Below are 20,552 nucleotides of genomic sequence, written 5' to 3'. Positions count from 1 at the left end.
ATGAAGGTAATTAAAAAACTACTACTTGCATCTGCGATTACCGCAGTTTCGTTTACTGGTGCAGTAGCAAATGATGCACTAATTAAGCAAGGTAAAGAAATCTTTATGACAAAAAATAAAGGTAATTGTCTTGCATGTCATGCAATTGAAGGTATGAAAGTTGATGGACCTGGTAGTATGGGGCCTAAACTTCAAGCTTTACAATATTGGCCTGATGAGGCTTTATATGACAAGGTTTATGATCCATATACAACAAATCCAATTTCAGCAATGCCAGCTTTTGGTAAAAATGGTTGGTTAAGTGATAGTGAAATTAAAGCTGTTGTAGCATTTTTAAAAACAATTAAATAAAGAAAAGGAATAAATTATGAATAGAAGAAATTTTTTAGGATTCGGATTAGGAGCATTAGCATTATCTATAGCACCTTCAACTTTAAGTGCTGTAAATTTTAGAGAAACAAAGCCAAAAGCTTGGACTGCAACAAAAGTTGATGAAGCTATGAAAGAAATTTTTGGAACAACTTCTACTACTAAAGGTAAAGTAAAATTAAAAGCTCCAGATATTGCTGAAAATGGTGCAGTTATTCCTGTAACTGTTTCTTCAAAATTAGCTGGTTCAAAAGTAGCTGTATTCCAAGATGCAAACCCTGAAAGTGCAGTTGCTGTATTTACAGTACCACAAGGTGGAATTATTGATTATTCTATTAGAATTAAAATGGCTAAAACAGGAACAGTTACAGCTGTTGTAGAAGAAAATGGTAAATTATATTCTGATTCAAAATTAGTAAAAGTAACAATTGGTGGATGTGGTGGTTGATTTAACCCCAACTAATAAATACATAAAATTAAAAGCATAAAATAGAAAATTAAAGGAATAAAAATGGCTGGTAAAACAAGAATTAAAGCAAAATTAAAAAAAGGTGTTGTAACTGTTAAAGCTATGGCGAAACATTCAATGTTAAGTTACCAAGAGGCAGAAAGAGCAAAAAAAGAAGCGAATTTTATTACATATTTAACTGCAAAAGTAAATGACAAAATTGTATTTGAAGCTTCAACATCACAATTTTTATCAAAAAATCCATACTTAAAGTTTAAGTTTAATGCTGAATCAGTAGGTGCTAAAAAAGGTGATAAAGTTGAGATTTCTTGGATTGACTTAAAAGGTGATTCAAGAACTGATAAAAGTAAGATTAAATAGTTAGTTACATTATGTAACTAGCTAAACCTAAGGAGAGATTATGTTAATAAAAATTGCAAAAACAACTGCTTTAGTTGCACTTACTTCATGTGCTTTAAATGCAGCTGATTTTAATGCTCAAGCAGAAAAAGATAGACTTGCTTTAATTGATTATTTTGAAGCAAAGTTCAAAGATCCTTATGGAAATAAAAATACATTTTTCCCATATTCTACTGATGATGAATTAAAAAACAATATTATAAGTGGAGTTAAACATGAAGAGTTTTCTAAAGGAAACTATGCTTTTTCTAAAAATGGTAGAGCTTCTTATGAAGAAATAAATGAATTTCCTCCATACGAAGATTTTATAGAAGCAGGAGAGGCTTTATATACAAAAGCATTTGCAAATGGTAAATCATTTAAAAACTGTTTCCCAAATCCTGATATTGCGGGAGATTATCCTTATTTTGATGATAAGAAAAAACAATTAGTTTCTTTAACTTCAGCTATTAATACGTGTTTAAAAGATAATGGGGAAAAACCTTGGAAAACAACAAAAGGTAAAATGGCACATTTACAAGCATATTTTGCAAATGAAGCAAGAGATGCTGAGAAAAAAGTTAATATTCAAATTAATAGTAAAGCAGCAGCAGAAGCTTATGAAAGAGGAAAAGAGTATTATTATTCTCAAAGAGGTTATTTAAAACTTTCTTGTGCAACTTGCCATGTTCAAGGTGCAGGTCAAAGAGTTAGAAATGAAAGTTTATCTCAATTATTAGGTCAAACATCACATTTCCCTGTATATAGATTAAAATGGGGAGCAAAAGATGCTAATAATGATGGTTTAGGAACATTAGAGAGAAGAATGTCTGGATGTGTAAAAGACCAAGGGCAAGTACCACCTAAGAATGAATCAGAAACTATGAAAGAGTTATTATACTTTATGAGTTATATGTCAAATGGAATGCCAGTTGATGGCCCAGATATTAGAAAGTAAGAAGGAACTATTATGAAAAGATTATTAAGTTTATCACTAGCAGTATCAGCTATATTTGCATTAAGTGCTTGTGCAAAGACTCCTTCAGCTCCTGAAATGGCTTCTAAAATTGATATAGAAAAAGTTTGTAATGTTGAAAAAAATGGTATTAAAAATGTTATTGAAACAGCAAAAAAATATAATGCCATTGCTCAAAAAGAGGGATTAGAATTTAGAAGATTAGGTGTTAATAACTCAGCTATTATTGTTTCTGTTGAAGAAGCTATTAAAACAAATGCAAAAGAAGTTAACCCTAAAACTTTTAAAGGTAAAAAATCAAAAACAAAATTAGAAACAAACTTTGCTGCTCACAGAGCTTGTAAATTTGCTATAAGAGCTTTACAACAAGCCCACGAAGCAAAATCAACTTGGAAATTAGCACAACCAGGTGAAGGTTATAAATACTAATTTAAATTTTAAAACACTGTTTTAAGAGTCAAGATTTTTATCTTGGCTTTTTTTTGTGATATGAATTATTAAATATTATTAATTAATAAAAAACTGGAGAATAAAATGACATTTTTTAAAAAGACATTATTAGCAACAGCTATTACTACTTTGTGTATAACAAACTCTTTTGCAGAGGGTGAAAGCTCAAAGTTTGTACCAATTTCAAAGGGTGTTAAATCAATAGAAATGAATTTAAATGGTGAAAAGTTTACTCTAATGAGAAATCAAAAATCAGGAAATTTAATTTCTGAATTATACAATACTACAAACAGAGGTGCTCCTCAACCAATTCAATTAGCAAAAGGTGTTGAAACTGTTGGTGAGTTGGAATTTATTGAATATATGAAGAAAGCACAAACTGATGATTCTATTGTAATTTTAGATTCAAGAAAACCAGGGTGGCATGCTAAATTAAGAATACCAGGTTCTGTAAATGTTCCTTTTACAAACTTTGACTCAAAAGAAACTTCAATTGAAATGATGGAAGATGAAATGGGTGTGGTTGAAAGAGAAGACGGTACACTTGATTTTTCTAAAGCTAAAACAATTGTAGCTTATTGTAACGGCTTTTGGTGTGGACAAACTCCTGCAATGATAAAAAATGTTAAATATTCTTTATTAAACATGGGATATCCAGCACACAAAATTAAATATTATAGAGGTGGAATGCAAGCGTGGACTTCTTTTGGTTTCACAGTAGCAGGTTCAGGAAAATAAACAATAAAAGGTTAATAAATGAGCAAATTAAGTAGAAGAGAATTTGTATACATGATGGCTATGCTAGGAGCTGCACCAGTATTTGCTAATTCACATACAAGAATGACAGATACAAATAAACTAGAAGATTATTATAAGTTAAAACCATTTGGTAATGCAAGATTTATGCACATGACTGATTCTCATGCACAACTTTTGCCAGTTTACTTTAGAGAGCCTAGTGTAAACTTAGGGTTTCATGGTAATTATGGTAAGCCTCCACATATTGTAGGTGAAAAACTGCTTGATTATTATGGAATAAAAGGTAATAAAAGATTAGAATATGCTTATTCTTGTGTAAATTTTGAGAAACATGCTAAAGCTATGGGTAGAACAGGTGGTTTTGCTCAGATTAAAACTGTAGTTGATTTTCTAACTAATTCATTTGGTAAAGATAAAACTTTATTATTAGATGGTGGAGATACTTGGCAAGGAAGTGCAACAGCTTTATATACAAGAGGTCGTGACATGGTTGGTGCTATGAACCTACTTGGTGTTGATGTTGCAGTAGGTCACTGGGAGTTTACATATAAAGCTTCTGAAGTTCTTGAAAATGTAAAATTATTAGATGCTGAGTTTTTAGCACAGAATGTTAAAGTAAAAGAAGACTCTTTGTTTGAAGGAACAGCAGAAGCTTATGATGAAGATACTGGTCATGCATTTAAACCTTATACTATTAAAAAAATGGGTAATGCTAGAGTTGCTATTATTGGTCAAGCCTTCCCTTATACAACTATTGCTAATCCACAAAGATTTATTCCAGATTGGACTTTTGGAATTAATGATGAGGGAATGCAAGAATTAGTTGATGAAATAAGAGAAGAAGAAAAACCAGATGCCGTGATTGTTCTTTCTCATAATGGTTATGATACGGATAAGAAAATGGCTGAGGTTGTAACAGGAATTGATTTTATTATGGGTGGTCATACTCATGATGGTGTACCAGAAGCTTATCCTGTTAAAAATGAAGCAGGTGTTACTTATGTTTGTAATGCAGGTTCAAATGGTAAGTTCTTAAATGTTCTTGATTTAGATATTCAAAATGGAAAAATTAAAGATTTTAAATTTACACTATTACCTATTTTTTCTGATTTAATTCCAGAAGATAAACAGATGAAAAAATATATTGAAGATGTAAGAGCTCCTTATTTAAAAGAGTTAACAAGAGAAATAGCAACTACTGATGAAACATTATTTAGAAGAGGTAACTTTAATGGTTCTTGGGATCAAATTATTTGTGATGCCCTAATGGAAGTTAAAGATGCAGAAATATCTTTATCTCCTGGTTTTAGATGGGGAACATCTGTAATTCCAGGTCAAGCGATTACTTTTGATGATTTAATGACTCAAACTGCTATGACATATCCAGAAACTTATAGAAGAGATATTTCAGGAAAAGATATTAAACTAATTTTAGAAGATGTTGCTGATAACTTATTTAATGAAGATCCATTTTATCAACAAGGTGGAGATATGGTAAGAACAGGTGGTATTTCATATAGAATTAATCCAACTGCAAAAATGGGAGAGAGAATTTCTGATATTCAGTTAACTAGAAATGGCTCAAAATTAGATCCAAGTAAAAAATATTCTGTTGCAGGATGGTCTACTGTTGGTGCAAAATCACCAGGTGAACCGGTATGGGAAACAGTTGAAACATATTTAAAAAATGTAAAACATATTCAAAATTTAAAAGTTGATACTCCTGATATTATTGGAATAAAAGGTAATCCAGGAATTGTTTAATCAACAAAAGTATAAAGAGTTTTCTTTATACTTTTTTGATTTAATAAGTAGCTTTAGGGCTATTTATTAAATTGAAATGAGGAAAAGTTATGAGAATATTATTAATATTTTTATTTATAATTAATATTTTAAATGCAGATTATAATAAAGGAAAAGAAATATTTGATAACAAATGTGCAAGTTGTCATAAAGGATATATATCTTTTTCAAAATTAAAAGAAAATTATTTCCAAAGGAATAATAAATTATTAAAACTTGAAATACCAACTGTAAATATGTTAGCTTGGGCAATAATGGAAAGCTCAAGAAAAATAGGAGATCCAAATGATCCTGAAATGAGAGTAATTGAAATTGAAGAGTATTTAAAAGAGTATTTAGGAAATCCAGATCTAAACAATAGTATTTGTGATTCTCATGTTCTTAAATATTATAAAAAGAAAGAGCCGATGAAAATTACAGAAGAGGAAGCTTCTAATTTAGCATATTATTTTATGGATTATAAAAAAAATAGATTAAAAAATAGTTCTTCAAAAGTAAAAGTTTTAGATAAAAAATATAATGAAAAAGAGTTATTAAATCAAGCACAAAAAGAAGGAAAGCATTTTCTAGTTTATGCAACATCTCAAAGTTGTTATTTTTGTAAGAAAATGAAAAAAGATGTCTTAGATTTAGAGGAGATTCAAGAAAAAATAAATGATGATTATATTTTCTTAGAAGTTGATGTTGATTTTGTGAGTTTACCTTTTAATTTAAAAAAGAAATTTAAAGGAATGACCCCAACGTTTTTTGTTTTAACACAAGACGGAGCACTTTTAAATATTTATCCAGGGGCATGGGTAAAAAAAGATTTTATTGAGATTTTAAAGGAAAATCTATAATGTCTTTAGGAAAAGTAGTTGAAATATTTAGTGCAAAAAAAGAGCAAAGTGGTTTACCTAGACCAAGGGTTGAAAGTTTAAATCTTATAAAAGATTATGGGATTGAGTTTGATAAGTTTGCTTTAAAAGATTTAGATAGTACTGTTATGATTGTAGGTGTAAACTCTTATGAACTTGCCAAAAAAAATAATATAAGTTTAGAATATGGGAGTTTAGGAGAAAATATTTTACTTGATTTTAATCCACATGATTATAAAGTTGGAACAAGATTTATTGTAGAAGATGCAGTTTTAGAAGTTACTCAAAAGTGCACGATTTGTAATCATTTATCAGTATTTGGTAAAAAATTACCACTTATAATAAAAGACTGTAGAGGTTTATACTGTAAAATAATAAAAAGTGGTATTATAAAGAAAAATATGTTAGTAACAAAAAATTAAAGGAATGTATATGAAAAAGATATTGTTAGTTTTATTTATAAGTGTATTTGTTTATGGAAAATCAACTTTTAATGATCCTCAACCAACTTTTGATAATCCAAGGAAAGTTGCAATTCAACTTTATGATTCAGAATTAAAAAAAGTAAATCATAATCTTAGTACTATTTATAATATTTTAAAGGAGTACCCAGCTGAGTCTTTAAAAGTTGTAGTAATTGCTTATGGAAATGGAATAAGAGCTTTAAAAAAAGATTATGATAAAAAAACACTTACAAGAATTAATTCATTAATGGAGTATGATGTTGAATTTATTGTGTGTAAAAATACAATGGAAACTATGAAATGGACTAAAGATGATTTTATTGAAGATGTTGATTATGTTCAAGCAGGAATTGTAGAATTAATTGAAAGACAAATTGATGGTTATACAGGAATAATTGCATATTAATTTAAAGGAGTTAAATATGAAATTTGAGAAAATTTTAAAAATAACAGTTTTTTTTGTTTTTATGTCAGTTTTAGCTTATGCTAATGAGACTGAATGTACAGCAAAAGGTAATAATTATATATATGTTGAAAATGAGTGTCTTGAATTAGCAGTTGTTAATGCAGAAGATAGTGAGTCTTTAAATATTATTCTTCATGGTACATGGGATAGAGGTACAAATACTTTAGGAAGATATGCTCCCTTTGTTGAAACTTTAAATCTAATTACTGATTATACAACAGTAGCAATTTCTTTACCTGGTTATTCAAACTCTACTTCTAATATATTTCCTGCTTTAGATAATGATAAAATTAAAAATTTGGCAGCTAAAAAAGAGTATATTTTATTTGTTTCAAAAGCAATTGAAAAACTAAAACAAAAATATAATGCTCAAAAAGTAAACTTTATAGGTCATTCAGCAGGTGCTATGATAGGAGCAACTATTCTTGGTTTAAAACCTGAATTAATAGATAATATAGCTTTGGTTGGAGGAAGATATAATATTCATGAAGTAGCAAATAATAAAGAACTTATTTCTGCTATTGATGTGATTGATAATATTTCAAAAGATACAAATATTTTACTTATATATGGAACAAAAGATAAAATCTCAAAACCAGAAGTGACAAAAGAGTTTTATAAAATTGCTAAACAAAAAGGTTTAAATGTTAAGTTAATTGAAGTTAAAGATGGTGTACATCTTGATTTAGATATGACTGATTCATCTGTTGAAGCAATTACAGAATTACTTGATTACTAAAAATCCTTTCGGATTTTTTTATTTTATGGGATATTTATATGGATAAAAAAACACAAATTGTATTTAATTTAAATAATTTTTTATTAGGTATTTCAAATGCAATTGATTATATATCAAAAGAGTACCTTAATGTATCTTTAGGGCATTCAAAAAGAGTTGCTTATGTAAGCTTAATGATAGCAAATGAACTGAAACTTTCAAATGAAGAAAAATTTGATTTGTGTGCTTATTGTTTGATATCAAATATTGGTTTATATGAAGCAAAAAAAATATCAGAAGAGTTTTGTCTTTTAAATGAATCTTATGCTAGTAAATTGCCTTTTTTAAACTCAAATCATGATAATTTAAAATATAGTCACGAAAAGATAGATGGTTCAGGTATCTTTGCTTTAAAAGATGATGAAATTCCTTTGTTCTCGCAGATAATATCTTTTGTAAGTACATTAGATATCAAATTTGATTTATCAAACAATAGTATTGATAATATAGAGAAAATAAATGATTTTATAAAATTAAATCAAGGAGTTTTATTTAAAAAGGAGTTTGCACAGTATTTTTTATCTTATTCAAAAAAAACAAGTTTTTATTTAGACTTACAAAATGAAAATGAGATACTTTTTTATATATTTTCTAATCTTTTAGATTATTCTAAAGTTTTAAATTATGATGAACTTCTATCTATTACTTCAATTTTTGCTAATTTAGAATCAAAAAATAGTCAAATTTTATTGTTATTAGAGAAGCTTCTTGAATATTATGATTTTGAATATAAAGATAAAATGACACTTTTAATTGCAGCTTCTTTATGTAAAATAGGTAAATTTACAGTACCTAGTAAAATTTTAAATAAAAAAGATAAGTTAAGTAAAAGTGAGTATGAAATAATAAAGGCATATCCTTATTATAATAAAAAATTTTTAAGTAATATTATAGGATTTAATGATATTAGTATTTGGACAAGTAAGGTTCAAGAAAGGTTAAATGGGGAAGGATATCCTTATTCTTATATGGCAAAAGATTTAAGTTTAAAAGAAAGAATCTTAGCATGTATAATTATATATGATTCATTAATAACTAATAAATCCTATAGAAATTCATATAGTCACAAAAAAGTTATTGATATTATGTATAAAATGTCAGAAAGTGGTAAAATAGATTTATCTATAGTAAAAGACTTTGAAAAAATATTAGAATAATATATATACATACTTGACTTTTTATTGCTTTAGAAGCTATCATAAACTAGTTTATTTTAAGGGTTGAGTATGTTTTTAAATCTTACGATAAAAGCTAAGCTTTTATTATTAGCACTATTTACAATTTTAGTTGTTTCAAGTGTAGTTGCAGTTGAATCAATACTGTCTATAAAAAGATTTTCATCGCAAAATATTGAAGAGTATTCAAATGAAGCTTTTTTGAAAAAAGAGAAAGAACTTAAAAATTATGTTTCTCTTGCTATGAAAACAGTAGATGCTTACCACAAACGAACATCAATAGAAAAAATAAAAGATGAAGTACAAGATCAATTAAAAAGTCAAACTGATTTTATTTTTACTATTCTTAATGGTGAATATGAAAAATACAAAAATACACTTTCAAAAGAAGAACTTGAAAATAGATTAAAATCAATAGTTCAAAAAGCTAGATATGGGGAAAATGGTTATTTTTGGATAAATAATATGGAAGCAGTAATAGTAATGCATCCTATTAAACCACAGTTAAATGGGAAAAATCTTTATAAATATAAAGATAAGGGTGGAAAAGAAATATTTAGAGAATTTGTTGAAGTTGCTGAAAAAAGTGGTAAGGGTTTTGTAGATTATGTTTGGCCAAAACCTGGTTTTGAAAAGCCACAACCAAAAGTTTCTTATGTAAAATTATTCAAACCTTTTAATTGGGTTATCGGAACAGGATCTTATGTTGATGATGTATCACAAAAAATTAAAGAAGAAGCTTTACATACAATAAATAAAATGAGATATGGTAAGAGTGGATATTTTTGGATAAATGATACTTCCTCAAAAATGATTATGCATCCTATTAAACCTACTTTAAATGGAAAGGATTTAACTAATTTAAAAGATAAAGATGGAAAATATTTTTTCCGTGAGTTTGTTGAAATAACTAATAAAAACAAAGAAGGAGGACTTGTCCCTTATCTTTGGCCAAAACCAGGTTATGATAAACCACAAAAAAAATTTTCTTATGTTCAAAAGTTTGAACCTTGGGGATGGGTTATTGGAACAGGTGCTTATGTTGATGATATACAAGCTGATATAATAGCAATGAAAGAAAAAACAGCTAATGAGATAAATGATATTATAAAAGGAATTATAATTTTTTCTTTAGTTGCTATAATTATTATGTATTTAATTTATTCATATTTTGTAAAAAAAGCAATTGTAAATCCAATTAATAACTTAGAAAATGCAATTAAAAAAATGAGTGATCATAATAATACAAATGAAGAAATTAAATTAACATCTAATGATGAATTCGGGAAACTTGTAATAAGTTTTAATAAATATATTAGAAAATTAATTGATCAAGCCTCAGAGGACTCAAAAGTTATTGAAGAAGTTGATGACGTTATAACAAAAGTTAATAATGGGTTTTATGTTTATAAAATAGAAAAAAGTTCAGCAAATCCTCAAATAACTAAGTTAAGAGATTCAATTAATAATATGATAGATAAAACAAACGAAAACTTGATAGAGTTAAATAACATATTGATTAAATATGGAGGTTCTGACTTTAAAATTACAAATACTAATAAGCATGCAAATGGAATTATAGGTTCTATTGACTCTAGTACTAAACTTATAGGTAGAAGTGTTTCTGAGCTTTTATCTATGATCACACAAAGTGGTAAAAAGCTTAATAAAGATACAAAAGTCTTATCAAAAAGTGCGACAAATTTATCAACATCTGCAAATCAACAAGCAGCATCATTAGAAGAAACAGCAGCAGCTGTAGAAGAAATTACCGCAATTATTAAGTCAAATGTTGAAAAAGTAAATCAAATGTCAGGTCTTGCGTCACAACTTCATGATTCATCTTCTCAAGGGAAGAATTTAGCTTCACAAACAACTAAATCAATGGATGAAATTGATGAACAAGTAAATTCTATTAATGAAGCAATTACTATTATTGATCAGATTGCATTTCAAACAAATATATTATCTCTAAATGCAGCAGTAGAAGCAGCAACAGCAGGTGAGGCAGGAAAAGGGTTTGCAGTAGTTGCACAAGAAGTTAGAAATTTAGCAAATCGAAGTTCAGATGCAGCAAAAGAAATAAAAGAAATAGTAGAAAAAGCAACTCAAAAAGCAAATGAAGGTAAAGACATTGCCAATAATATGATAAGTGGTTATAGTAATTTAAATGAAAAAATAAATGAAACTATTAGTTTAATTAAAGATGTAACACAAGCAAGTAGTGAAGAGGAAAGAGGTATTGTTCAAATAAATGATACTATAAATGATTTAGATAAAGCTACACAAGAAAATGCTAATTCTGCAACTACAATTAGTAATCTTGCAGTTGAGGTTAGTTCTCTTTCTGATAATTTATTAAAAATGGCAGAGCGTGCAAAATTTGATGAGTATGAAAGTAGTGAATTATCTGATATAGATTTAGTATATAAAATTTCAGAATTAAAAAATGATCATATTAAATTTAAAAATGAAAATTTTGAAAAAGTTGGAACTACTAAAAATTCATGGAAAGTAAAAACATCAAATGAGTGTAAGTTTGGGAAATGGATACTTGAAGAAGAATCTAAAAATAGAAGTTTTACAAAAACATCAAATTGGATAGAGTTGAAAAAAGAACATCATAAAGTTCATGCTTTAGTTCAAGAATATGTTGATGTAAATGCAACTGATTCAATAAATAATAATAAATTAGAAGAAATAGCAACAAATTTAGAAGAGTCAATGAATAAAGTATTCTCGCATTTAGATCAAATAAAAAAAGAAAATAATGATAATAATACACTGAATAAGGATAATTCTTTAAGTACTTCATCTTCTTCAAATGATTGGGAAAGCTTTTAAAAGCTTTCTTGATTTTAACTTTTATATTTATGGCAAAATTCGCTATAATTCCAGATTTTAGAAAATATATATAAATGATAAATATTATTAAAGGAATTTTATGAGCGAAAAAGTAGAGCTACTTTCCCCCGCAGGGAACTTAGAAAAATTAAAAATTGCTATTAATTATGGTGCTGATGCAGTTTATGCTGGTGTTAGTCACTTTAGTTTAAGAATTAGAGCTGGAAAAGAGTTTACATTTGAAACTTTTAAAGAGGGTATAGATTATGCACATGCTAGAGGTAAAAAAGTATATGCAACTATTAATGGTTTCCCTTTTAATAATCAAATAGATTTACTTAAAAAGCATATTGAGAAAATGGCAGAAGTAAAACCTGATGGTTTTATTGTAGCAGCACCTGGAGTTGTTAAACTTTGTAGAGAAATTGCACCAGAGATTGATGTTCACTTATCAACTCAAGCAAATGTACTTAACTATTTAGATGCAAAAGTATTTTGGGATTTAGGTGTAAAAAGAATTGTTGTAGCAAGAGAAATTTCTTTAAAAGATGTTAAGCAAATTAAAGAGCATTTACCTGATATGGAAATTGAAATTTTTGTACATGGTTCTATGTGTTTTGCATATTCTGGTAGATGTTTAGTATCTGCTGTTCAAAGTGGTAGAGTTCCAAATAGAGGTTCATGTGCAAATGATTGTAGATTTGAATATACACTTTATGCAGAAAGTACAAATCAAAATACACTATTTAGATTAGAAGAAGAACCAGGTGTGGGAACTTATATTTTTAACTCAAAAGATATGAACTTAGCTTCACATATTAAAGAGATTTTAGATTCTGGTGCAGTTGATTCTCTTAAAATTGAAGGTAGAACAAAATCACCTTACTATGCAGCAGTTACAGCTAATGCATATAGAGAAGCTATTGATGATTATTATGCAGGTGAATTTAAACCTGAAAAGTATCAAAGAGAATTACACACTACTAAAAATAGAGGCTTCACTGATGCTTATTTAGTACATAGACCATTTGAAAAAACAACTACACAAAACCATGAGTATGCATTATCAAAAGGTTCTTATGAAGTAAGTGGATTAGTAACAGAAGATGAAAGTCATTTTATGTGTAAATATAAAATTTATCCAGGTAATGATGTAGAGATTTTTGCTCCAAGAGGCGCGCAAATTCAAGAGTGTGAAAATGAAATAGGAAAAATCTTCAAAAAAGAAGATGGTATTTATTATGTAAACTTTAATAAGATTTTAACTGAAACAAATAAAGAATTAGCTTCTGTTCATAGTGGAAACACAAATAAAATTCAATTACCAGGAAAACTACCTTATTTAACAATGTTAAGAGTAGAAAATACAGAAGAAGTATAGTTTTTAATAAATGATTTTTTTTAGAGTTACTCAAAATATTAATGTCAAAACAACAGATGGTAGTTTAATTAAGTATTTTAAATTTAAAACACCATCTAATCTTAATAATGAGACAGCATATATTACTACTTATGATGATTTTGAAGATTTAAAAATGGTTTTTAAAAATGTAGATGAAAAGCTGTATAAAGCTAGACTTCTTATTGAAGATAAAATAAGAAGTTTAGAGGATTTTCCTATTGAATTAGGAATATCAAATAAAAATGAGTTTTTAAAATTTTCGAAATATAAACAAATAAGTAATGAATATTTTATTAATGATAAAAAAGAGATTGAAACTTTTTTACAAAGTAGTGAATATGTTGATTTAAAAAAACAACTTATTATTAAGAAAAACAAAATAAATGTAGCTTTTATTGGAACTATGGGTGATACAATAGGACAAATGCTTTGTTCTTGTAGTGCACTTAGAGTTTTTTATAATAAATTAAAAGAAGTTTATGATGAGGTTTTATTTGATGTGTATTTAAATGCTTCAAATAATACTTTTTTTTCTAGGGATAAGCAAATATATTTAAACCAAGATTTTATAAATAAAGTTTATCCATTAAGCTTAAATGTAAAAAGATTTTGTACCTATGATTATTTTGTTGATAATAGTATGGTTAGTAAACATTCAAGCTATTATGATGTGTTAAATTGGACTGATGCTTGGTTATATAAATTTGGTATAAATTATAAAAAAGTTAATGTTTTAGAAAAACATAATCAAATAAATATTGATAAGTTTACAATTGATTTTAAATTAAAAGAAAAATTAATAGCTTTAAAATCAAAAGGAAAAATTCTTTTATATCATCCTTATGCAGCTGATATAAATAAATCTATTCCACAAGAATTTGCTTTAAAAATATTAAGAAAATTACTTAAAAAATGTGAAGATTATACAATTATTACTACTTTAAATATAGATAATAAATTTAAAGATGATAGGCTTGTAAATCTAAATAAATATTCAAAAACTTTTCAAGATTTAGTTTATATTATTTCTTTTGCAGATAAAATGATAACTACTCATACTTCAACAATGCATATAAGTGATGCTTTTATGATTCCTACTGTAGTTATTTCTACAAGTCAAAGAATAGAAGAAGAAATTAAATATTATGATTATGTTAAAGCAATAAGAATTCAAGATAAATCAAAGAGCATGTCTAAATTTATTTTTGAAAATGAGTCTTTAACTTTTTACAAATTCGAATCTTGGAAAAAGCTTAAAATATCTAAGATTATCAAACTATTAGAAACATTTTGATATAATCTACAACTTTATGAAAGTAAACTATATATTTTAAAAACTTCAAAAATATATATAGTTTACTTCTTTTAAAATATACAAGAATAAATAATCAAAAGCATGGATGTAGTAAAGTAGAAAATTTTATTATTAGATCTATGGTTTTGAAAATTTAAGAGTTAGGAAATAAATTAATGGTTACATTTTCGCAAATTCTATTAAAATTACAAGAGTTCTGGGCTAATCAAGGTTGTAATATTGTTCAACCTTATGATATTCCAGCAGGTGCTGGTACTTTTCATCCAGCAACAGTTTTAAGGAGTTTAGATTCAACTCCTTGGTCAACTGCTTATGTAGCACCAAGTAGAAGACCAACGGATGGAAGATATGGAGAAAATCCAAATAGATTAGGTGCTTATTATCAGTTTCAAACTTTAATAAAACCAAGTCCTGATAATATTCAAGATTTATATTTACAGTCATTAGAATATTTAGGTTTAGATTTATCTAAACATGATATTAGATTTGTTGAAGATAACTGGGAATCTCCAACTCTTGGTGCTTGGGGTCTTGGATGGGAAGTATGGCTTGATGGTATGGAAGTAACACAGTTTACATATTTTCAACAAGTAGGGGGGCTTCCTTGTGATCCTGTTGCTGTTGAGATTACTTATGGTACAGAAAGACTTGCTATGTATTTACAAGGTGTAGATTCTGTATTTGATATTGTATGGAATGAAAATGCTCATGGAATTACAACTTATGCTGATGTACATAAAGAAGATGAGTATGAATTTTCAAAATATAATTTTGAAGTAGCAAATGTTGATATGTTATTTAGACATTTTGATGATGCTTTTAATGAATGTAAATCTTGTTTAGCTCAGGGACTTCCTCTTCCTGCTTATGATCAATGTATGATAGCTTCTCATGCATTTAATACATTAGATGCAAGAAAAGCTATTTCAGTTACTGAAAGACAAAACTATATTTTAAAAGTTAGAGAACTAGCACAAGGTTGTGCGGTTTTATATAAAGAACAAGAAATTCAAAGATTAGAAAAAGTTGATAGTGAAGCAGCTAAAAAAGCTTTAGCTAATTTAAAAGAAACAAAACCAGAGCTATTTGCATAAGGTAGACATTTGAAAGTAAAAGATATTTATAACTATTTAAATGAATTATCTCCTTTTGAATTACAAGAAAAATGGGATAATTCGGGTTTATTAGTAGGTTCAATGGAAGATGAAGTTAAAGAAGTACATATTAGTATTGATTTAGATGAGTCTTTAGTTGAACAAATTAAACCTAATAGTTTAATAATAACACATCATCCATTGATTTTTTCAGGTTTAAAAAGAGTTAATTTTGATTCTTATAGTACAAAAATCTTGAAGCAATTAATAAAAAAAGATATTGCATTAATTTCTATGCATACAAATATTGATAAAACTCATTTAAATAAGTATGTAATAAATCAAATCTTAGGATTTGAGGTTTTAAATACTGATGAATTTATATCTTATGCAAATATAGATATGAGTTTTGAAGATTTAGTGAAGTATGTATCAAATAAATTAAATTTAAAGACAACAAAAGCAGTTAAATGTAGTAAACACATAAAAAAAGTTGCTATTGTTACAGGTGCAGGGATGTCTTTATTAAGTGAGGTTCAAGCTGATTGTTTTCTAACAGGAGATATAAAATATCATGATGCTATGGAAGCAAAAGCTAGAGGAATTTCATTAATTGATATTAGACATTATGAGAGTGAAAGATTTTTTAGTGAACTTTTAGAGTCACTACTTTCAGAATATTTGAAAAAAAATGAATTAAAAGCTATAATAACAGCTTCAAAAAATCCATTTGAGTTTTTTAAACAAGGAGAAACGGTTGAATAAGTATTTACAGGATCTAATCAAGTTATCAAAATTTGATAAAGCAATTAGTATGTTTGAGCCTAAAATTGAAAATGAAAAGGCAAAATTAGCAACATTTATTGAAACAGCAGAGTCAATTAAAAAATCAATAAATGATATATATTTAGAAATTGATGAAATTAAATCTAAAAGAACAAAAAACAATATTCATTTAGCAGAATTAAAAACTAAATTAGAAGATATTGCAAAGAAAAATAAAGATGTACAAACTGAAAAAGAGTTAAAAGCTTTACAGTTAGAAGAAGAAATAGCTAAAGAGCAAATTTCATTTGCAAATGAAGAGATTGAAAGACTTGATACTTTAGCAACTGCAAAAGAAGAAGAACTTAAAGAACTTCAAGAAAAACTTGCTGAAGAAGAAGAATCTATTAAAGATATTCAAGTTGCAGTTGATAATACAATTGAAGAAATTAATAAAGAAAGAAATGTAGTTTATCAAGAAAGAAGTGAATTATTAGAGAAATTTGATAATAAAATTCTAACTTTCTATGAAAAAATTAAAAGATGGGCAAAAGACTCAGCTGTAGTTCCTGTAAAAAAACAAGCTTGTTACGGATGTTATATGAAAATCAATGACAAAACGTATGCAGAAGTAATAAAATCAGAAGAGATTATCAACTGTCCACACTGTGGAAGAATTCTATATAAAGAAGATGAAACTGAAGAGGCTTAATTTTGAGCCTTTTTAGTATATTCTATTATTTTATACTTTCAATAGTATATATACTTGCATTACCTTATTTATTATATAAATCAAGAACATCTAAATACAAAGTAGCAATTCCCGCAAAATTTTTTTTAAAACAAAATAAGAGATTTAATGAAAATGGTATATGGTTTCATTCTTGTTCTATGGGTGAAACAAAAGCTCTTAAACCATTGATTGATATTTATTTAGAAAAAGCTAATATATCAGTTATTACTAATACTGGTTATGAGGAAGCAAAAAAATCAACTTCAAATGTAAGATATTTACCTTTTGAAATATTTTTACCTTTTTGGATAACTAAACAAAAAGTTTTAGTAGTGATGGAAGCTGAACTTTGGTATATGCTTTTTTTATGTGCAAAAGCAAAAGGTGCAAAGACTTTTTTAATAAACGCAAGAATTTCAGATAAATCTTATAATTCTTATAAAAGATTATCTTTTTTATATAAAAAAATTTTTGAAAATATTGATAAAGTATTTGCACAAAGTCAAATTGATAAGGAAAGATTAGAGAGTCTAGGTGCAAAAAACGTAGAAGTAATAGGTAATATAAAATTAGCTCAACTTCCAAAAGTAAATAATATATTTGAAAAACTAGATGTAAATGTTATTACGGCTGCAAGTACTCATGAAAAAGAAGAAGAGTTAATTCTTAAAGCTTATAATAAGTCACAAGGTAAACTTTTAATAGTTCCAAGACATCCAGAAAGGTTTGAAAAAGTAGATAAGTTAATTAAAGATTTTATAAAAGATAAAAAATTAACTTATAATAGGTTTTCAACAAAACAGGATTTTAAAGCTGATATAATATTAGTTGATAAAATGGGCATACTAAATGAGATTTTTGCAATATCAAATATTGTGATATTAGGTGGAGCTTTTGAAAAAATAGGAGGACACAATCCTATTGAACCAGCATACTTTGGGTGTAAAATAATTAGTGGAAAAAATATATTTAATCAAAAATCACTTTTTGAATGTGTAAAAAACTACTATTTAATTGAAAATAAACAAATAGGTGAGTATCTAAATAAATTAGATACTTTAGAAAAAGCAGAATTAAAAAAAATAGGCTCAATAGAGCCTATAATAAAGGAAATAAATGGCAACTTATGATAAAGCATATAAAGTATTAGCAAAACAAGAAAATATCTCTAACTCAAAAGCAAAAGATTTAATCGATAAAGGTTTAGTAAGAGCTGAGGGTAAAAAAGTAATGATTGCAAGAGGTGAAATTAGTACTAATACTAAATTTACTGTAAAGCATCCAGCAGAAGTTAAAGTAATCTTTGAAGATGAAAATATTATTGCAGTTGATAAACCAGCATTTTTAACAGCAGATGAAGTGTCAAAGAAGTTTAAGGAAGCAATACTTTTAAATAGACTTGATAAAGAAACATCAGGAGTAATGATGTTTGCTAAAACAGAAGAATTTAGAGTAAAAGCAATAAAAGAGTTTGCAGCAAATAGAGTATATAAAGAGTATGTAGCAGTTGTAGATGGTAGAGTTATTGATGAAATAGAAATTGATAAACCAATTTTAACTACAAGAGAAAGAAAAGGTAGCGCAAAATCTAAAATTGATATGAAAAAAGGGAAACCTGCTAAAACAACTGTTTATCCAATGCTTGTAGAGGGTAAAAAATCAAAAATAAAAGTTCTTATAGAGTCAGGTAGAACACATCAAATCAGAGTACATTTAAACTCAGTTGGTTTACCTATTATTGGTGATTCTGTATATGGAAAAGCAGCACCTAATATTAATAGAGTATTATTGCATTCTAAAAAAACTAAAATTTTCGATTATGAATTTGAAGCAAAAGAACCTAGAGAATTTAATGTGTATGAATTTAATTAAAAATTAAGCTTTAAAAATACTCTTAAATAATATAAAAGCCCATTTTTTGGGCTTAAAGTGATTTGAAGAAAAACTTTAATCTAAAAAAAAACTTAAATTAATTAAATTTAATCTTTCTTGAAGTATTAAAAAAGTATAATCCACAAAATTTAAAATCATGGAGTTTCATTTTGTTTGATTCAATAACCGGTTCAATAAGAAATGCTGTTAATAAAATAAGACATAAAGATGATGCTGCTTCATTAAAGAAAGCAGTAACAGAATTAAAAAAATCTTTATTGAAATCTGATGTACATCATAAAACTACAAAAGAATTAGCTGCTGCTGTTGAACTTGAAACAAAGAAAAATGGAATAGGGCAAGACTCTTTTTTAAATGCCTTAAAAGATGAGTTAACAAAACTTTTAACTACAGAAGGTAATCAAGGTTTTGTATTTTCAAATACTCCTCCAACAACGATTTTAATGACAGGATTACAAGGATCTGGTAAAACAACAACTACAGGTAAATTAGCAAATTATTTAAAACAAAGAAAGAAAAAAGTTTTAGTAGCAGCAGCTGACTTACAAAGGTTAGCAGCAGTTGAACAATTAAAACAAATTGCTGCACAAGTTGAAGTTGATATTTACTTTGATGATAATGAAAAAGATCCAGTACAAATTGCTATTAAAGCCCAAGAGAAAGCTAAAGCTGAACATTATGATGTATTATTAGTGGATACAGCAGGTAGGCTTGCTATTGATGAAGAGTTAATGACACAATTAGACTATGTAAAACAAGGAGTGAAACCTGATGAAATTTTTTATGTAGCTGATTCTTTAACTGGTCATGATGCAACAAAAACAGCAACTACTTTTAAAGAAAAAATTGGAATAGATGGTGTGATTCTTTCTAAGTATGATGGTGATACAAAAGGTGGGGTTGCTTTATCTATTGCACATCAAGTAGGAGTTCCTTTAAGATTTATAGGTATTGGTGAAAAAATGCCAGATCTTGAAGTATTTATTCCAGATAGAATTGTGTCAAGGCTAATGGGTGCAGGAGATATCGAAGGTCTTGCTGAAAAAACATCAGCTGTTATTGATGAGAAAAAAGCAAAAGAAGTTACTAAGAAGATTAAAAAAGGTGAATTCAATTTTAATGATTTCTTAGATCAATTATCAATGATGTCTAAGTTAGGTTCTATGAAATCAATTATTGGAATGATCCCTGGCTTATCTGCTATGGCTGGACCTTTAAAAGATATGGACTTTGAAAACTCAGATGAAATAAAAAGAATTAAAGCTTTAATTGGATCAATGACTCCAAAAGAAAGAGAACAACCAAGTTTAATGAACGCTTCAAGAAAGAAGAGAATTGCTAAAGGTTCTGGTTTAACAGAAATGCAAATAAATAAAATATTAAAGCAGTTTAAAAATGCTTCAAAAATGGCTAAGAAACTTTCATCTAAAGGTGGTATGAAAGGACTTCAAAATATGATGTCTCAAATGGGACCTGGTGGGATGCCAAAAATACCAAGATAAAAACATTTTATAGTATTGAATTGTGAACTTACGAAGAGATTAGAATTCAATACTATTATT

The 20,552-nt window shown here is 27.2% G+C and carries 21 protein-coding genes; all 21 read left to right on the top strand.

Going from position 1 to position 20,552, the window contains the following annotated elements; translation table 11 throughout:
• A complete protein-coding gene (gene soxX, locus ACH5BH_RS08670) occupies positions 1-351 on the top strand; it encodes a sulfur oxidation c-type cytochrome SoxX (RefSeq protein ID WP_404305721.1) in 351 nt (116 codons plus the stop codon).
• 16 nt (positions 352-367) lie between these two features.
• Positions 368-817 (top strand): thiosulfate oxidation carrier protein SoxY, encoded by a 450-nt coding sequence (gene soxY / locus ACH5BH_RS08665; protein ID WP_404305719.1) that lies wholly within the window; start codon positions 368-370, stop codon positions 815-817.
• Positions 818-880: 63 nt separating this feature from the next.
• On the top strand, positions 881-1,198 hold the full coding sequence (soxZ, locus tag ACH5BH_RS08660; RefSeq protein ID WP_404305718.1) for a thiosulfate oxidation carrier complex protein SoxZ: 318 nt from the start codon (positions 881-883) through the stop codon (positions 1,196-1,198).
• 40 nt (positions 1,199-1,238) lie between these two features.
• Positions 1,239-2,174 (top strand): sulfur oxidation c-type cytochrome SoxA, encoded by a 936-nt coding sequence (gene soxA, locus ACH5BH_RS08655; protein WP_404305716.1) that lies wholly within the window; start codon positions 1,239-1,241, stop codon positions 2,172-2,174.
• Positions 2,175-2,186: 12 nt separating this feature from the next.
• Positions 2,187-2,621 carry a hypothetical protein gene (locus ACH5BH_RS08650; protein ID WP_404305715.1) on the top strand — a complete coding sequence of 145 codons (435 nt, stop codon included), beginning with the start codon at positions 2,187-2,189 and terminating at the stop codon, positions 2,619-2,621.
• A 105-nt stretch (positions 2,622-2,726) separates the two neighbouring features.
• The gene (locus tag ACH5BH_RS08645; RefSeq protein WP_404305713.1) at positions 2,727-3,380 is read left to right on the top strand and encodes a rhodanese-like domain-containing protein; all 654 of its coding nucleotides are present in this window, start codon (positions 2,727-2,729) and stop codon (positions 3,378-3,380) included.
• Positions 3,381-3,398: 18 nt separating this feature from the next.
• Positions 3,399-5,165 carry a thiosulfohydrolase SoxB gene (gene soxB / locus ACH5BH_RS08640; RefSeq protein WP_404305712.1) on the top strand — a complete coding sequence of 589 codons (1,767 nt, stop codon included), beginning with the start codon at positions 3,399-3,401 and terminating at the stop codon, positions 5,163-5,165.
• A gap of 89 nt (positions 5,166-5,254) precedes the next feature.
• Positions 5,255-6,043 carry a thioredoxin family protein gene (locus tag ACH5BH_RS08635; protein ID WP_423298077.1) on the top strand — a complete coding sequence of 263 codons (789 nt, stop codon included), beginning with the start codon at positions 5,255-5,257 and terminating at the stop codon, positions 6,041-6,043.
• Positions 6,043-6,483: an MOSC domain-containing protein gene (locus tag ACH5BH_RS08630; protein ID WP_404305708.1), complete on the top strand. Its 441-nt coding sequence runs from the start codon at positions 6,043-6,045 to the stop codon at positions 6,481-6,483. The genes ACH5BH_RS08635 and ACH5BH_RS08630 overlap by 1 nt, the downstream gene beginning before the upstream one ends.
• A gap of 10 nt (positions 6,484-6,493) precedes the next feature.
• The gene (locus tag ACH5BH_RS08625; RefSeq protein ID WP_404305706.1) at positions 6,494-6,931 is read left to right on the top strand and encodes a DsrE family protein; all 438 of its coding nucleotides are present in this window, start codon (positions 6,494-6,496) and stop codon (positions 6,929-6,931) included.
• 16 nt (positions 6,932-6,947) lie between these two features.
• Positions 6,948-7,730 carry an alpha/beta hydrolase gene (locus ACH5BH_RS08620; RefSeq protein ID WP_423298076.1) on the top strand — a complete coding sequence of 261 codons (783 nt, stop codon included), beginning with the start codon at positions 6,948-6,950 and terminating at the stop codon, positions 7,728-7,730.
• A gap of 38 nt (positions 7,731-7,768) precedes the next feature.
• Positions 7,769-8,926 (top strand): HD-GYP domain-containing protein, encoded by a 1,158-nt coding sequence (locus ACH5BH_RS08615; protein WP_423298075.1) that lies wholly within the window; start codon positions 7,769-7,771, stop codon positions 8,924-8,926.
• Between the two features lie 69 nt (positions 8,927-8,995).
• Positions 8,996-11,788, top strand: a complete 2,793-nt coding sequence (locus tag ACH5BH_RS08610) for a methyl-accepting chemotaxis protein (protein WP_423298074.1) — start codon at positions 8,996-8,998, stop codon at positions 11,786-11,788.
• Positions 11,789-11,888: 100 nt separating this feature from the next.
• The gene (locus tag ACH5BH_RS08605; RefSeq protein WP_423298073.1) at positions 11,889-13,169 is read left to right on the top strand and encodes a peptidase U32 family protein; all 1,281 of its coding nucleotides are present in this window, start codon (positions 11,889-11,891) and stop codon (positions 13,167-13,169) included.
• A 10-nt stretch (positions 13,170-13,179) separates the two neighbouring features.
• Positions 13,180-14,484: a glycosyltransferase family protein gene (locus ACH5BH_RS08600; protein WP_423298072.1), complete on the top strand. Its 1,305-nt coding sequence runs from the start codon at positions 13,180-13,182 to the stop codon at positions 14,482-14,484.
• Between the two features lie 176 nt (positions 14,485-14,660).
• On the top strand, positions 14,661-15,599 hold the full coding sequence (glyQ, locus tag ACH5BH_RS08595) for a glycine--tRNA ligase subunit alpha (RefSeq protein WP_404305694.1): 939 nt from the start codon (positions 14,661-14,663) through the stop codon (positions 15,597-15,599).
• Positions 15,600-15,608: 9 nt separating this feature from the next.
• On the top strand, positions 15,609-16,364 hold the full coding sequence (locus ACH5BH_RS08590; RefSeq protein ID WP_423298071.1) for a Nif3-like dinuclear metal center hexameric protein: 756 nt from the start codon (positions 15,609-15,611) through the stop codon (positions 16,362-16,364).
• Positions 16,357-17,076, top strand: a complete 720-nt coding sequence (locus ACH5BH_RS08585) for a zinc ribbon domain-containing protein (protein ID WP_423298070.1) — start codon at positions 16,357-16,359, stop codon at positions 17,074-17,076. Before ACH5BH_RS08590 ends, ACH5BH_RS08585 begins: the two co-directional genes overlap by 8 nt.
• 2 nt (positions 17,077-17,078) lie before the next feature.
• Entirely contained in the window at positions 17,079-18,227 is a 1,149-nt protein-coding gene (waaA, locus tag ACH5BH_RS08580; protein ID WP_423298069.1) for a lipid IV(A) 3-deoxy-D-manno-octulosonic acid transferase, read from the top strand.
• Positions 18,214-18,969, top strand: coding sequence for a pseudouridine synthase family protein (locus tag ACH5BH_RS08575; protein WP_404305687.1), 756 nt, complete (start codon positions 18,214-18,216; stop codon positions 18,967-18,969). The genes waaA and ACH5BH_RS08575 overlap by 14 nt, the downstream gene beginning before the upstream one ends.
• 170 nt (positions 18,970-19,139) lie before the next feature.
• Positions 19,140-20,492 carry a signal recognition particle protein gene (gene ffh / locus ACH5BH_RS08570; RefSeq protein WP_423298068.1) on the top strand — a complete coding sequence of 451 codons (1,353 nt, stop codon included), beginning with the start codon at positions 19,140-19,142 and terminating at the stop codon, positions 20,490-20,492.
• Positions 20,493-20,552: the final 60 nt, after the last annotated feature.

Source organism: Arcobacter rhizosphaerae, from assembly GCF_049472155.1.
Taxonomy (GTDB): domain Bacteria; phylum Campylobacterota; class Campylobacteria; order Campylobacterales; family Arcobacteraceae; genus Arcobacter_B.
This window is presented reverse-complemented; position numbering and strand designations above follow the sequence as displayed.

Excerpts from the sequence above, each read along its gene's own strand:
- ACH5BH_RS08650 (WP_404305715.1), top strand. The coding sequence starts at position 2,187 with ATGAAAAGATTATTAAGTTTATCACTAGCAGTATCAGCTATATTTGCA.
- ACH5BH_RS08610 (WP_423298074.1), top strand. The coding sequence starts at position 8,996 with ATGTTTTTAAATCTTACGATAAAAGCTAAGCTTTTATTATTAGCACTA.
- ACH5BH_RS08625 (WP_404305706.1), top strand. The coding sequence starts at position 6,494 with ATGAAAAAGATATTGTTAGTTTTATTTATAAGTGTATTTGTTTATGGA.
- ACH5BH_RS08630 (WP_404305708.1), top strand. The coding sequence starts at position 6,043 with ATGTCTTTAGGAAAAGTAGTTGAAATATTTAGTGCAAAAAAAGAGCAA.
- ACH5BH_RS08635 (WP_423298077.1), top strand. The coding sequence starts at position 5,255 with ATGAGAATATTATTAATATTTTTATTTATAATTAATATTTTAAATGCA.
- soxZ (WP_404305718.1), top strand. The coding sequence starts at position 881 with ATGGCTGGTAAAACAAGAATTAAAGCAAAATTAAAAAAAGGTGTTGTA.
- ACH5BH_RS08620 (WP_423298076.1), top strand. The coding sequence starts at position 6,948 with ATGAAATTTGAGAAAATTTTAAAAATAACAGTTTTTTTTGTTTTTATG.
- ACH5BH_RS08645 (WP_404305713.1), top strand. The coding sequence starts at position 2,727 with ATGACATTTTTTAAAAAGACATTATTAGCAACAGCTATTACTACTTTG.
- soxY (WP_404305719.1), top strand. The coding sequence starts at position 368 with ATGAATAGAAGAAATTTTTTAGGATTCGGATTAGGAGCATTAGCATTA.
- soxA (WP_404305716.1), top strand. The coding sequence starts at position 1,239 with ATGTTAATAAAAATTGCAAAAACAACTGCTTTAGTTGCACTTACTTCA.
- ACH5BH_RS08575 (WP_404305687.1), top strand. The coding sequence starts at position 18,214 with ATGGCAACTTATGATAAAGCATATAAAGTATTAGCAAAACAAGAAAAT.
- soxB (WP_404305712.1), top strand. The coding sequence starts at position 3,399 with ATGAGCAAATTAAGTAGAAGAGAATTTGTATACATGATGGCTATGCTA.
- glyQ (WP_404305694.1), top strand. The coding sequence starts at position 14,661 with ATGGTTACATTTTCGCAAATTCTATTAAAATTACAAGAGTTCTGGGCT.
- soxX (WP_404305721.1), top strand. The coding sequence starts at position 1 with ATGAAGGTAATTAAAAAACTACTACTTGCATCTGCGATTACCGCAGTT.
- ACH5BH_RS08615 (WP_423298075.1), top strand. The coding sequence starts at position 7,769 with ATGGATAAAAAAACACAAATTGTATTTAATTTAAATAATTTTTTATTA.
- ACH5BH_RS08600 (WP_423298072.1), top strand. The coding sequence starts at position 13,180 with ATGATTTTTTTTAGAGTTACTCAAAATATTAATGTCAAAACAACAGAT.
- ACH5BH_RS08605 (WP_423298073.1), top strand. The coding sequence starts at position 11,889 with ATGAGCGAAAAAGTAGAGCTACTTTCCCCCGCAGGGAACTTAGAAAAA.